This is a genomic window from Bradyrhizobium sp. CCBAU 65884 (assembly GCF_028128835.1).
Taxonomy (GTDB): domain Bacteria; phylum Pseudomonadota; class Alphaproteobacteria; order Rhizobiales; family Xanthobacteraceae; genus Bradyrhizobium; species Bradyrhizobium ottawaense.
Genome location: NZ_LBJU01000082.1, coordinates 25,494 through 38,114, shown reverse-complemented (window position 1 = coordinate 38,114; position 12,621 = coordinate 25,494). Strand labels below are relative to the sequence as shown.

Sequence of the window (12,621 nt, the reverse complement as noted above, 5' to 3'; positions counted from 1 at the left end):
TCCGGCCCGCCGCAGCAGCACCCGCAGCGCGGGGTTGCCGAGCGCGGTCTTGTAGAATTTGGCCAGATGCGGATCGCCGCTGGCCGCAGCAGACAAGACGGGATCGCAGACGTCGTAAAGCGAGGGGCCGTCCTTCCGCGCGGTCAGCGCCCGGCAGGCGGCGCCGGCAAAATAATGAAAGTTCATGAAATACCTGGTCGCGGGGCCTTTGGCGGGGTTTTGGCCGGGGGCCGGCCAGCGCGCTTCCTGCCACGCGCCACCCCCTGCAAGTCGTTGAAAAGGCTACCCGGATTCGCGGGAAATACAAATGTGATGGAAGTCACGGAAAAAGCCGGCATGAAGGCTGCATGATCGAGGCTCGAAAAGGCTGTCGGGGAGGGAAAACCAACAAATCTGCGCAGGAGAATTAACGAATATCGTCAGTGGCTTAGCTCAAATTTTGGGCAATCTATTGCCGGGCACCCTATATCCGGTTAAAGGTTTGTTTGGTGCGGCGCCGCAAATTGCGCGCAATTCGGGGGCACATCCCCGGCCAATCCCTCAAACCTAAAGACGCTATCGCGCTACTCAAACAGTGTGCGCGCGTGTGGCTGGTCTTTGGCACAGGAAACGAACGAGATGAATGTAAAGCAGCTCGACCTTTCCCGACGCACCATCGCGTTGGCCGCCGCCCTGATCGGCACGGTCTCGCTGGTGATCGGCGCCCATGCTGCTCTCAACATGCGCGCGATCGATGCTGCCAAGGCCGTCTCCACCGACCAGATCACCGGCTCGATCGGCCAGACCTCGCGCCTGGCGCTGGTCATCGGCAATGGACATTATCCCGACGCCAGCGCGCCGCTGACGCAGTCGATCAACGACGCCCGCGCGCTGTCCTCGTCGCTGCGCAAGAACGGTTTTGACGTCGACATGGTCGAAGACGCGACCAAGGACGACATGGTCCGCGCCGTGGGCCGCCTGAAGTCCCGGATCAAGCGCGACACCGTCGTCATGCTGTTCTTCGGCGGCTACGGCGTGCAGGCGGGACGCGAGAGCTACATGCTGCCGGTCGATGCCGTGATCTGGAAGGAAAGCGACGTCCGCCGCCAGGGCGTCTCGATCGACGGCGTGATCGACATGATGAAGGAGCAGGGCGCCAAGGCCAAGCTCGTCGTCGTCGATGCCTCCCGCCGTAACCCTTACGAGCGCCGCTTCCGCTCCTATAGCCACGGTCTCGCGCCGATCAGCGCGTCCGACAACGCGCTGATCCTCTCCTCCGCTTCGCCCGGCAAGGTCGTCGACGACGGCAAGGGCGAGCACAGCGTGCTGGTCAGCGAGTTCCTGAACAACCTCAGTGCGAAGGGCAGCGCCGAAAGCGTCTTCAACAAGACCCGCGTCGCCATCTCCCGCGCCAGCGAAGGCGACCAGGTCCCGACCGTGTCGTCGTCCTTGCTCGAGGACGTCCATTTCGGCGAAGCCGGCGGCTAGTTTTTCTCTCGCGTCTTGTGACGCAATCGTAGGGTGGGCAAAGGCGCATCGCGCCGTGCCCACCATCTTTCCAGGATTTGGATAGAGGACGTGGGCACGCTCCGCTTTGCCCACCCTACGGCATGCTATCAAATTTACGATCTCTCGTGCCCCGGACGCGGCGCATCATGCAATGATGCGACGCTGAGCCGGGGCCAGTTTTTTTGACCGTCGCTGTGTGACGAGATGGGTCCCGGCTCTGCGCAGCAGCGTTACACGCTGCAGCGCGTCCGGGACACGAGGAAGCCTACTTCGCCGCTTCCGCGGCCATCACCGGGCGCACCGGATCGCCTTCGCGCAGGAGCGCGCCGGCGCGGGCGACGACGACATCGCCGTCGTTGAGGCCGTCACGGACCTCGATATTGCCGCCCGACATCAATCCGACTTCGACACGCTTGGTCTCGACGCGGTTGCGGCGGATCACCTGCACCACGGTGCCGGCGGATGAATATTGCACGGCGGTCAGCGGCACCGCGACGTTGCAGCTCTGCCCGGTCTTGATCAGCGCGCGTCCGCTCGCCTTCAGCAGCAGCCGCTTCTGCGAGGAGATGCCGATATAGACCATGCCCTGCTGGATGTTCGGCTCAACGGTCGGACCGATGCGGCGCACCTTGCCGTCGATGTCGCCGGCGCCCGCGATCCGCACGGTCGCCGGCTGATTGACCGCGAGCTTGCGCATGTCGGTGGTCGCCACCAGACCGACGAGATCGTATTCGCTGCGCGCCACGATCGTGAACAAGGCCTCGCCCTTGGCCGAGGCGAAGTTGCCGATCTGGGCGGTCGACGTCGCGATCACGCCCGCTACCGGTGCGGTGACCTGCAGCGTGCCGCCCTCGGGGAGCGCCAGCCGCGCCAGCACCTGGCCGGCGGTGGTGGTGTCGCCGGCTTCGGCCAGCACGTCCGTGACCTTGAGGCCCGGACGTTCGGGCCGCACCGAGGTTTCCTCCCGCGCGATGATCGTGCCGGTGGCCTCGACGATGTCGGAGAAGCAGGATTTTGCGACTTTCAGCACCGTGACCGCCGGCCCCCTGGGCGCGTCGTCATCGGCGGCTGCGGCCGGATCGGGACCGAGGATGAGCATGCCGGCGACGGCTGCGGGGCACAGGCTTCGAACGACGGCACGGGGCAAATGACGCATCGGAAATTCCACGGGGGCTATGCCTCCAATCGATAGCAGATGGCAGGGCTGCGGACTACGGCAGCGTTGTCCCAAAAAGGGTGGCCACGCCGCCGCGGGCCGTCGCAGCAAGTCTTTGATTAGTCGCAGGATTGGGCAACAGGTTCGCTTTTCGCGGGCGGGCGCGCCGCGGTTGGCACTACTCCCAAAGTGCCGCCGATCACGGTCTTCTCATCTGCCGGGGGCGCCTGTAAGGAACTAGAATCAGGATGACGCGGCAGGGCGGCCGCACAGCTCATGGTCGAGGCGGGATGCAACGGTTCGTTTGCGAGCAGAATATCGTTCATTTCGAGCGGCTGCTCAATGAAACGGCCGACCCGACGGTCCAGAACACCGTGCGCGCGCTGCTGGCATCGGCCAAGCGCCAGTTGGCGCTGTTGAATTCGGCGGCCAGCGCCGGCGGCAGCACGGCGACACCGACACGATCCGGCAGCAATTCCAGCCCGAATTCGATGCCTCCCCGCATCCCTATATGCTGCTGGACCCGGGGCCGGGCCTCGTGATCGTCGACGTCAACGATGCCTATGCAGCCGCGACTTTGACCAGCCGGGCCGAAATCGTCGGCCGCTCGCTGTTCGAGATGTTCCCTGATAATCCCGACGATCCGCTCGCCGATGGCGTCAGCAATCTCTACAGCAGCTTGAGGATCGTCGGCGAAACCGGGCGGGCCCATGCCATGGCGATCCAGCGTTACGACATCCGCGATCCCGGCGGCACCTTCGTCGAGCGTCATTGGCAGCCGATCAACTCGCCGATCCACGACACGACGGGCCATCTGGTCTATCTGCTGCACCATGTCGAGGACGTCACGGCGCAGGTCACGGCACAGGTCGCGGCGCGGGCCTAAACGGCCCGTCAGCCGCGGCGCTCACCCAGCAGCTTGCCGTTGGCCCGGTCGATCAAATGCAGGCGCGTGCAGGCCGGACAGGACACCGACACATGCGTGCGGTCGGCGGGCTCGTCGCCGAGCCGATGCTGCACGTTCATGCCGGTCTGCGGGCATTTGAAGACGATCTGACGGTCCATGACCGATGATATGACGACAAGGCGCGCCTTCCGAAATTACGGATGATTACGTAGGTCGGCGGCGGCGCCCCTCACGGCAGGTTCAGGAACTCCACCCAGTTCGGCTTCTTGCCGGTGGGGTAGGATTTCAGCCTGGCCAGCGCGCCGCTGCCCTGGTCGATCGCATAGACCGTCATGCTGTCGGAGAGCTCGCCGACCGCGGCGAGGTAGCGCCCCGTGGGATCGATGTGGAAGCCGCGCGGCTGCTTCTCGGTCGGCACGCTGCCGATCGTGGTCAGCTTGCCGCTGGCGGCGTCGACCTTGTAGGCGGTGAGCGTGTTGGTGGTGCGCTCGGAGGCGTAGAGGAAGCGGCCGTCCGGAGTGATGTGGATGTCGGCGGCCCAGGGTTTTCCCGAAAAGCCTTCCGGCAGCGCCGTGGTGCGCTGGATCTCGTCCCAGGCGCCGCTCCTGGCCTCGTAGGTGAATGCGGCGACGTCGCCGTTCAGCTCGTGGATGAGATAGACGAACTTGCCATTGGGGTGGAATACGAAGTGCCGCGGCCCGGATTTCTCCGGCACTTTGTGGGCGGGCGGATCGTTCGGCGTCAGCGTGCCGGTCGTGGCATCGAACGCGAAGCCCAGCACCTGATCGGAGCCGAGATTGGTTGCGAACACGAAGCGGTTGTCGGGCGAGGGCAGGAAGGCGTGCGCGTTCAGCCCGGTCGGGATCACCTGCTTCGGCTCGCCGGCGACGCCGTTGGCGGAAAGCGGATTCAGCGCGACCTTGTTGCCGCCATAGGAGGCGCTGAACAGGAATTTTCCGCTGCGGTCGATCGCGATATTGGCCATGCTGTCGGCGAGCGGTCCGGTGCCGATAGGACTGAGCTGGCCTGTCTTGGGATCGATCGCAAAGCTCACGGCCATGTATGGCTGCGAGCGGATGCCGGCGATCAGCACGCGGTGGTCGGGCGTGATCGCGAGCGGCGTCGAGGAGCCGGGCTTGTCGACGCCCTTGAAGGCGGCCGTCTGCACCGGAATCATCTCGCCGCTCTCGGTCATCTTGAACACGCTGATGTCGTTGCTGTCGGCGTTGCCGACATAGGCGAAGGTCTCGGCCATGCCGGCGTGGACTCCAGAAATGAGAGTGAGGGCTGCGAACAGGGTGGTGGCGATCGCAGCGCGTGGCGCTTTGGATGCGATGCGTCGGGTCGATCTCAACATGGGCTCCTCCTGAGGGCCGGTCGCAGCCTTGTCGTTTTGCCGGCGAGGATAGCGGGCGGCGCGCCGCCGCACCAAATTCCAGTTGGGATCGATCGATGCCGAAATTGTATCGGTCGCCGGAGAGCGGCTACCGCATCGCCGCGGTCCGGGAGGGCAGATGCGGACTGGACGGATGAGCGGGTGGTCCGAGCACAGTCCAGACGGCGACCGCCACCAGAGCGGACGTCAGGATGGTCCAGGTGATGAGTCGTTTCCGCATCTGGTCGAATCCGTCGCTGTCATGAAGCTGCGGGGCACCGGAATCGTGCACTGCAAACCGCGGCAATCCTATGAACTCGTTCACAGGCGAAAACGGCCGGCGCAAGGCGAACCAATGCCGCGCGAGCGCATTGAACCGGCATGCCCCGTGAAAACGATCTCGAAGGTAAGCCCGACATGGGCGGCAAGCATGGCGGTCAGGCCGGTCAGCCCAAGTCGCCGCCGCGCCCGCACCAAGGCGAACATGATGAGGACGTCGTGGCAAAGCGCCACACCGGCCAAACCGATCAGGCGTCGCCGCCGACCAAATCAAAATAGCGTCTTGCCGCGCGGTCCTGCCGCGCCTCGTGTTGGGAACCGCGGCATCGCTCTGCCGTTACCCGTTCCCGCAGGCTGAGAGATTGAAAACGGAGGCTGGCTCGTGTTTTGGATTTATTGGAACACCGCCTGGTCGCTGATCATCAGCGGCATCATGGTTGCCACCATCGTCAGCCACCCCGATTCCGAGTTTGTCGAAGTGCAGTCTGCCAGACGGTCGGTGTGAACATCCTGTCCCTGTGGAGTTCGTGGCGGCTCAAATCATGCTGCCCGGCATGAAGCAGCGGATGATGCGAACCAGCCCTTGAGCGGCGAGTTCGCGTATCGGCCGTCGTCGCGAGCCTGCGCGGCGAGGCCCCCTGCTCCCAGGATGTCGGTAAGTGACCCCGAAGCAGACGTTCTGAGCTGCTGGCGATCACAGCCGGGCTTCTGCCGCCGAGAACAGTCGTTCGCTCCGCGGTCCTGCAGTCTTATACCGCCGACATCGGGTCGACGTGTCCGGAGGGAACGGTTTCGTCTGGTTCTACAGGCAGCGTGAACTGAAAGATGGCGCCCCTCGGTTCATTTGCGCCGGCCCACATCCGTCCGCCGTGCGCCTCGATGATCGAATGGCAGATGGCCAGACCCATGCCCATCCCCTTGGATTTTGTGGTGAAGAAGGGGTCGAAGAGGCGGTCCATCGTCCTCGGGTCCAGTCCCGGACCAGTATCCCGCACGCTGACGAATACGCCGTTCGAGGCAGTTCTGCCGGTGCTGATCAGCAGCTCCCGCACCCCATCGCCCGTTCCGCCCATCGCCTCGACTGCATTGATGATCAGGTTGAGGATCACCTGTTGAACCTGGACCCGATCCGCTTGAATCGGTGGAAAGTCCTCCGCAAGTCGCGTCCGCACCAGGACGCCATTCTTGGCCGCTTCGAGACGGGTCAGGGCGATGACCTCAAGTACCACCGCGTTGATCTCCAACGCTACCCTCTGTTGAGGCGCCTTCTTCACCAGGGCCCGGATCCGCCCGATTACATCGCCGGCTCGCAGACCGTCGTTGACGATACAATCGAACATCTGCCGGACCTGCTCCAGATTCGGCGGCTGGGCAGCCAGCCAGGACAATCCGGCCTCGGCATTGGTGACCATCGCCGTGATCGGCTGGCTGACTTCATGGGCGATCGAGGCCGCGAGCTGCCCCATCATGGTGACGCGATTGGCGTGCGCGAGCTCCGCCTGCGCAGAGCGCAAGGCTTCTTCGGCCCGCTTGCGTTCGGTGATGTGCCGCCCGACGCCGCGGTAGCCGACGAAGCGGCCCGTCTTATCGAACACCGGCAGCCCCGAGACGGACACATAGCGCTTGCTGCCGTCGCGTGCCGGCCTAGCGAGCTCAAAATCACGGAACGACAGATGGGCATCGAGCGTTTCCCGGTGCTTGCGCCAGGCCTCTGCGTCAGGCTCAAGGTAAGGCACTTCCCAGCGCGTCTTACCGATCTCCGAGTCCGCCGCCGGCGCGTCGGCGAGGCTCTCCGCGAATTCCTGGCGGGTAAAGCGATGCTGCGCGTCGGTCTCCCAGTACACGTCGAAGGAGAATTGCACGAGGGTGCGAAAGCGCTCCTCACTCTGGCGCAACGCCTCTTCCGCCCGCTTGCGCTCGGTCAAATCAAGGATGAAGCCAACGCCTTGATTTGTACCCTCTTCGAACATCGCCCCGCCGATTAGCACGGACACACGGCTTCCGTCTTTACGCAAATACTCCTTCTCGAATGGCGCGAGGGTCCCGATCAGCTCCAGCTCCGCAATGTTACGTGCGTCGAGGTCGCGCCATTCCGGCGGCGTCAGCATCGTACGGTGCAGGCGTCTCGCGGCGAGATCCTCGCGGTCGTAACCCACGATACGCAGAAACGCGTCGTTGGCCTCAAGTATGCAACCTTCGAGGTTCCAGATCATGACCCCTATGATGTTGGAGTCGACGAGGCGTCGAATCTTTCTGTCGCGCTCCAGGAGATCGCTGTGGAGCTGCACGTTCTCCTCGGTTGCCTTTCTCCGCCGCTTCGCCTCGATCCGCGCGAGCGCCATCGCGGTCCCCACCAGGACGGCGCCGATGACGCCGGCTGCGAGGCCAAGCCGCGTCCTGCGTCGTTCGAGGTCCCCGGCGCGCTTCTCCCAACCTACGAGCTGAAAACGCTCAACGTCCTGCAACAGGTCGATTTGCAATCGGATATCGTCCATGCCGCGGATCATTGCCTGGGCCGCCTGCCCGGATACGCGGGCCGCCGTTTTGACGAGGTCGTCGATCTCACGCAGCTTTTCTGAAATGATCAGAGCCAGATGTCCGGCGCGAAAACTCTGTAACGGATCGTTTGCGACCAGAGTCTGGAGCGCCTCAGTCTCCCGTCGTACGCTTTCGTCCGAGACGCCGTAAGCCTTGAGATAAGCCGGGTCGAGGGTGAGCAGATACCCGCTCCTTTCAGTCTCCAGGTCGACGATGATCGTCCGAAGCCGATCAAGGGTGTCAATGACCTGGCCGCTGTGCTCGAGCGAGAGATTGATCGCCTCGCCGTCACGCCAGCTTTGGAGACCGAGCAATCCGGTCACCGCGGACAACGTCAGAAGCGCTGCAATCACAGGGATCAGCGGTCGTGCAAACCATCGCGAAAAGTGGCTCCGAGCAAAAGCTGGCATCGGCTTCGTGTCTTCGGTGACCGCCCGGCGGTCGCGTGATAGAATGGCGGGCAGCGCATGCACGCAACGATAGCACATGCGCGTTGGCACGGGACCCGGGAACCCAACATTCCCGGCCGCGCATCCCGGCTTCGCAATGGCGCGAACTGACGGATATGGCTCAGCTTCGCATCCTGTGAATGCCATAGCTGGGGGAGCACCATCATGGATGGAAACTCATCAAGCGGTCGCGCGCCCGTCAGCCGGCGCAGCTTCGTCAAGGGATTGGGCGCTGCGGGAGCAGTCTTGCCGGCCTTCACCATGTTACCGCGCACGAGCTTGGCCGTGGATGACCAGGCCTATGCCAGCGCCGCAATCGACTGGAAGCAGTTTGCGGGGCAGGCGATCACGCTCGCAGGTGCGATCCATCCCTGGTCCAGTGCGATCACGCCGCTGTTGCCGGATTTCACCAAGCTCACCGGCATCAACGTCGTGACCGACTTTGCACCGGAAACCACATACCTGAGCGCGATACCGATCAGGCTCGCACGCGGCAGCAGTACACCTGACGTTTGCATGTTCGCCACGTACGGCCAGGGCATCTCCGGAGGGTGGCTCGAGCCGCTGAACGCTTATTATTCCAAGAAGTCGCTGACCGATCTTGTTTGGTATGACGAGCGCGATCTTCTCAAGACCGCCCGGACTTTCTCGCTGTGGCCGGACGGCGAGAGATACGGCTTAACGATCACGTCCGAGGCGATGACCCTGTTCCTCAACAGCGACATGTTGGCAGCCAAGGACTTGCCGGCTCCCCAGACTTTCGACGAACTGCTCGCGACCGCCAGGGCAGTCAAGACCGATGCGATATCGGGAATCGCGATGCGAGCCCAGGCGGGCGGCAATTCCACCCCAGCGGCCATGGCTTTCGTGTTCTCTTACGGTGGCGCCATGATCAAGGACAACAGGGCGGCTTTCGCGAGCCCTGAGGCGATCGCGGCCGTCGACATGTACGGACGGCTGCTCCGCGAGGCGGGGCCCATCGGGGTCGGCAGCTATGAATGGTACCAGGTGCTGGACGATTTCCTGCAGGGCAGGACAGCAATGGCGATCGATAGCAGCAACTTTGCGACCGACATCTCCAATCCAGCGAAGAGCCATGTGGCCAAGCAGGCGGGGTTTGCAGCCTTTCCGCATCTCCCCGGCCGCGAACCCGTCCCCTTCATGTCGCACTGGCAGGCGTGCATCAATTCCAAATCAAAGAACAAGCAGGCCGCTTTCCTGTTCCTGCTATGGGCAACGAGCAAGCCGACCTCGTTGCGGACCGCAGCTGCGGGACTGGCAACGACACGGCTGTCGGCCTGGTCGAGCGAGGCTTTCAATAACGCATTCGGCCGGCAAGCAGCCGAGGCAGCACTGAGCAACTTGCAAAAGGCCGATGTCGATCGCGCCAAGGCAATCCTTTTCCACCCGCAATCGAGACCCATCCAGGATGTCTTCATGATTGGCGTTAATGAAGTCGTGTCCGGAGTCAGATCGGCAAAGGATGCAATGATCGCCGCGGCTGAAAAGGCCAATGCCGCGATCCGTGGATAAGGGAGCCGTTCCGAAGCAGTACGCGCGTCATGGCTCGCGCGAGTAGGGCGGATCAACGTCGGCTGGCCGATGGACGGCGGACCTCATCGCCGGCTGTGGCTGACAGCCGAGTCGGACCCATTGCAGAGTCGACGAGATTGATGTGGTGGAAGTCTTTCTCAATCCAAGTTTGCCCGGCGGGTCAGGCCGCATAAACTCCGCAGCGTTTTCCTTTCAGCGTCGCGCCGCTAAGCCGCAACCGCCTGCGACGCCAGCAGCTGCTTCAGCTTCGCAGCCGGCACGGCCGGGCTGAACAGCCAGCCCTGCATCTGGCTGCATCCCAGCCGGCGCAGCACCTCGCGCTGGGCTTCGGTCTCGACGCCTTCGGCGGTCGTCGCCATGTGGCGGGCCGCGGCCATGTGCACCACGGCCTGCACGATCGGGGAGGAATCTTCGGACTGACCGATGTCGTTGATGAAGCTGCGGTCGATCTTGATCTTGTCGAACGGGAAGCGGTGCAGATAGCTCAGCGAGGAATAGCCGGTACCGAAATCGTCCAGCGCGATGCGCACGCCGAGCTCGCGCAGCTGCTGCAGGATCGTCAGTGCCTCCTCGTCGTCGCGGATCAGCACGGTCTCGGTGATCTCGAGCTCGAGCCGGCCCGGTGCAAGTCCGGACTCCGCGAGCGCGGCAGCGACCTTCAACGCCAGCGTCCGCGAGCGGAACTGCACCGGTGAGACGTTGACGGCGATGTGAATCTGGCCGGGCCAGGAGGCGGCCTCACGGCAGGCCTGCTTCAGCACCCATTCGCCGATCTCGCCGATCAGTCCGGTATCTTCCGCCACGGGAATGAAATCCGCCGGCGAGACCATGCCGCGCTCGGGATGGCGCCAGCGCAGCAGCGCTTCGCAGCCGGTCACGACATTGGCCGCGAGATCGACCAGCGGCTGGTAGTGCACCTCGAACTCGCCGCGGGCGAGGGCCTGGCGCAGATCGAGCTCGAGCTGACGGCGCAGCCGCGCCTTGGCGTCGTATTCGGGCGCGAAGATGCGGAAGGTGCGGCGTCCCTCCGACTTCGCCGCATACATGGCGAGATCGGCGCGCTTGAGCAAATCGTCGAGATTGTCGCCATGGTCGGGCGCGATCGCGATGCCGATGCTGGCATCGGTCGGGACCTCCTGGCCCTTGCAGTCCACCGGCGTGCGCAGCGTCGTCAGGATCTGCTCGGCGAGCGCCGTCAGCTCGACCGGATCGCTCGTGCCGGCCTTGACGATGGCAAACTCGTCGCCGCCGAGCCGCGCGACGAGGTCGTTGCCGCTGACGCAGGCGCGCAGGCGCATCGCCACCTGCCGCAGCAATTCGTCGCCGACCTCGTGTCCCAGCGAATCGTTGACGCCCTTGAACTCGTCGACGTCGATATAGAGGATGGCGAACGGCTTGCCCTGGGCAAGCTCCGCCACGCGCCGCTCCAGATGGCCGCGCAGCAGCACGCGGTTGGGCAGGTCGGTCAGCGCGTCGTAGTGCGCCATATGGGCGATGCGCTCGTCGGCACGGATGCGCGCGGTGACGTCGTCATGGGTCGCGAGCCAGCCGCCGGCGGCGCCGGGCTGGTTCTTGATCTCGATCAGGCGGCCGTCCGCGGTCTCCACGATGGCGCTCTGGGTGCGCCCGACATGGCTCAGAATGTCGTCGCAATAGGCCTCGACGTCGCCGTGGAACGAGCCGGTGTCATGGCGGTGCCGGATCACGTCGCGGAAAGTGGCGCCGGGCTTCACCACGTCGGAGGACAGGCCGTACATCTCGATGTAGCGCCGGTTGCAGACGATCAGCCGCTCGTCCTGATCGAACATCAGGAGCCCTTGCGTCATCGTGTTCATCGCGGTGTCGAGCCGCTGCTTCTCCAGCGAGAGCCTGTTCGTGACCTGGCGGAAGATCAGGAACAGCGTCAGCACCAGCAGGCCGATCGACAGCACGGCGACGGTGACGAAGAATTTCGTCTGCGTGCGCCAGGTCGCAAGCGTCGCATCCAGCGACTTGGTCGCGACCACGACCAGCGGCTCGCCGGCGAGCAGGCGCGAGGCGACGATGCGGTCCTTGCCGTCGATCGGGCTGGCGAGCTGCATGGTGACAAAGGTGCGGTCGAACACCGCCACCTGCTCCGGCGTGCCCTTGCGAAAGTTCTGCCCGATCATCGCATCGACGCGCGGAACGCGCGCCAGCAATTGGCCGTTCTGGTGGTGCATCGCGATCGAGGATTCCTCGCCGAGCCCGGTCGAGGCGAAGAAGGATTCGAACTGCTCGGGCGCGATCGCGCGCGAGACCAGCCCGAGGAATTCGCCATGCGGGCCGGACACGCGCCGCGCGAACACGATCGCCGGTCCGCTGCCGAGCCGGCCGTTCACCACCTCCACCTCTTCCTGCGCGGTCGGATCGTTCTTGAGGCGGTTGAAGTAGCCGCGGTCCGCGACCGAGACGTCGGCGACCGGCCAGCGCCGCGACGAGTTGATCAGCATGCCCCTGGAATCGAACAGATTGGCGCCGGCGACGTCGGTCCAGCCGCTGGCTTTCGCCCGCAACACCTCGTGCATGGCCAGCGTGCCCATCTCGCTGCGGAAGATGTCGGCGGATTCGATGCCGCGGCTCTCGAGCTCGGTGATGATGCTCTTCTGCAGCACCGCGAAATCCTCGAACTCGCGGTCGAAATGCCGGGCCAGCAGGCGCACGGAATTCTCAAGGCTGTCGCGGCCGCTCTCGATTGCATTCTGCCGGAAGCGGTCGACGGTGAGCGCGGTGCCGATTGCGGTCGCGGCCATCAGCACGAAGCCGCCGACGATCAGCCATGTCAGTGGCGCTCCCCGCCAGCGACGGAGCAGCGCGCGCATGCGCGCGGTCCATCGGATCGATGTGCCCATCCAGC

12 protein-coding genes and 1 pseudogene are annotated in these 12,621 nt (G+C 64.3%); 5 read left to right on the top strand and 8 right to left on the bottom strand.

Features of this window, described 5'->3' with window-relative positions; genetic code table 11:
• Positions 1–186: pseudogene (locus XI03_RS04810) on the bottom strand (hypothetical protein); the annotation flags it as partial.
• Positions 187–618: 432 nt separating this feature from the next.
• On the opposite strand from XI03_RS04810, the gene XI03_RS04805 reads away from it, so the two are divergent.
• On the top strand, positions 619–1,467 hold the full coding sequence (locus tag XI03_RS04805) for a caspase family protein (RefSeq protein WP_028143869.1): 849 nt from the start codon (positions 619–621) through the stop codon (positions 1,465–1,467).
• 286 nt (positions 1,468–1,753) lie between these two features.
• Here the strand turns inward: XI03_RS04805 and XI03_RS04800 are convergent, their stop codons facing one another.
• Positions 1,754–2,644: an efflux RND transporter periplasmic adaptor subunit gene (locus XI03_RS04800; RefSeq protein ID WP_028143870.1), complete on the bottom strand. Its 891-nt coding sequence runs from the start codon at positions 2,642–2,644 to the stop codon at positions 1,754–1,756.
• A 322-nt stretch (positions 2,645–2,966) separates the two neighbouring features.
• The gene (locus tag XI03_RS04795; RefSeq protein ID WP_271591479.1) at positions 2,967–3,149 is read right to left on the bottom strand and encodes a hypothetical protein; all 183 of its coding nucleotides are present in this window, start codon (positions 3,147–3,149) and stop codon (positions 2,967–2,969) included.
• 6 nt (positions 3,150–3,155) lie between these two features.
• Between XI03_RS04795 and XI03_RS04790 the strand changes: the two genes are divergently transcribed.
• Complete coding sequence (locus tag XI03_RS04790; protein WP_245570155.1) at positions 3,156–3,530, top strand: PAS domain-containing protein; 375 nt, start codon at positions 3,156–3,158, stop codon at positions 3,528–3,530.
• Between the two features lie 8 nt (positions 3,531–3,538).
• Here XI03_RS04790 and XI03_RS04785 read toward each other — a convergent pair whose 3' ends face one another.
• The 3 genes from XI03_RS04785 to XI03_RS04775 all read right to left on the bottom strand — a co-directional run bounded on the left by XI03_RS04785 (position 3,539) and on the right by XI03_RS04775 (position 5,167).
• On the bottom strand, positions 3,539–3,709 hold the full coding sequence (locus tag XI03_RS04785) for a hypothetical protein (protein WP_018321596.1): 171 nt from the start codon (positions 3,707–3,709) through the stop codon (positions 3,539–3,541).
• Between the two features lie 71 nt (positions 3,710–3,780).
• On the bottom strand, positions 3,781–4,908 hold the full coding sequence (locus XI03_RS04780) for a lactonase family protein (RefSeq protein ID WP_271591478.1): 1,128 nt from the start codon (positions 4,906–4,908) through the stop codon (positions 3,781–3,783).
• 127 nt (positions 4,909–5,035) lie between these two features.
• The gene (locus XI03_RS04775) at positions 5,036–5,167 is read right to left on the bottom strand and encodes a hypothetical protein (RefSeq protein WP_256379486.1); all 132 of its coding nucleotides are present in this window, start codon (positions 5,165–5,167) and stop codon (positions 5,036–5,038) included.
• A gap of 140 nt (positions 5,168–5,307) precedes the next feature.
• On the opposite strand from XI03_RS04775, the gene XI03_RS04770 reads away from it, so the two are divergent.
• Positions 5,308–5,484 (top strand): hypothetical protein, encoded by a 177-nt coding sequence (locus tag XI03_RS04770; protein WP_157158143.1) that lies wholly within the window; start codon positions 5,308–5,310, stop codon positions 5,482–5,484.
• Positions 5,485–5,587: 103 nt separating this feature from the next.
• Entirely contained in the window at positions 5,588–5,710 is a 123-nt protein-coding gene (locus XI03_RS04765) for a hypothetical protein (protein WP_271591477.1), read from the top strand.
• Between the two features lie 244 nt (positions 5,711–5,954).
• On the opposite strand, the gene XI03_RS04760 is transcribed toward XI03_RS04765, so the two are convergent.
• Complete coding sequence (locus XI03_RS04760; protein ID WP_271591481.1) at positions 5,955–8,153, bottom strand: PAS domain S-box protein; 2,199 nt, start codon at positions 8,151–8,153, stop codon at positions 5,955–5,957.
• A gap of 204 nt (positions 8,154–8,357) precedes the next feature.
• Between XI03_RS04760 and XI03_RS04755 the strand changes: the two genes are divergently transcribed.
• Positions 8,358–9,725, top strand: a complete 1,368-nt coding sequence (locus tag XI03_RS04755; RefSeq protein ID WP_271591476.1) for an extracellular solute-binding protein — start codon at positions 8,358–8,360, stop codon at positions 9,723–9,725.
• A gap of 227 nt (positions 9,726–9,952) precedes the next feature.
• On the opposite strand, the gene XI03_RS04750 is transcribed toward XI03_RS04755, so the two are convergent.
• Entirely contained in the window at positions 9,953–12,616 is a 2,664-nt protein-coding gene (locus XI03_RS04750) for a bifunctional diguanylate cyclase/phosphodiesterase (protein WP_271591475.1), read from the bottom strand.
• Positions 12,617–12,621 lie beyond the last annotated feature (5 nt).

What these genes read in the sequence shown, in the direction of transcription:
- XI03_RS04785 (WP_018321596.1), bottom strand. Translation starts at nt 3,709, where the DNA reads ATGGACCGTCAGATCGTCTTCAAATGCCCGCAGACCGGCATGAACGTG.
- XI03_RS04800 (WP_028143870.1), bottom strand. Translation starts at nt 2,644, where the DNA reads ATGCGTCATTTGCCCCGTGCCGTCGTTCGAAGCCTGTGCCCCGCAGCC.
- XI03_RS04760 (WP_271591481.1), bottom strand. Translation starts at nt 8,153, where the DNA reads ATGCCAGCTTTTGCTCGGAGCCACTTTTCGCGATGGTTTGCACGACCG.
- XI03_RS04790 (WP_245570155.1), top strand. Translation starts at nt 3,156, where the DNA reads ATGCTGCTGGACCCGGGGCCGGGCCTCGTGATCGTCGACGTCAACGAT.
- XI03_RS04780 (WP_271591478.1), bottom strand. Translation starts at nt 4,908, where the DNA reads ATGTTGAGATCGACCCGACGCATCGCATCCAAAGCGCCACGCGCTGCG.
- XI03_RS04755 (WP_271591476.1), top strand. Translation starts at nt 8,358, where the DNA reads ATGGATGGAAACTCATCAAGCGGTCGCGCGCCCGTCAGCCGGCGCAGC.
- XI03_RS04750 (WP_271591475.1), bottom strand. Translation starts at nt 12,616, where the DNA reads ATGGGCACATCGATCCGATGGACCGCGCGCATGCGCGCGCTGCTCCGT.
- XI03_RS04775 (WP_256379486.1), bottom strand. Translation starts at nt 5,167, where the DNA reads ATGCGGAAACGACTCATCACCTGGACCATCCTGACGTCCGCTCTGGTG.
- XI03_RS04805 (WP_028143869.1), top strand. Translation starts at nt 619, where the DNA reads ATGAATGTAAAGCAGCTCGACCTTTCCCGACGCACCATCGCGTTGGCC.
- XI03_RS04770 (WP_157158143.1), top strand. Translation starts at nt 5,308, where the DNA reads ATGCCCCGTGAAAACGATCTCGAAGGTAAGCCCGACATGGGCGGCAAG.
- XI03_RS04795 (WP_271591479.1), bottom strand. Translation starts at nt 3,149, where the DNA reads ATGCGGGGAGGCATCGAATTCGGGCTGGAATTGCTGCCGGATCGTGTC.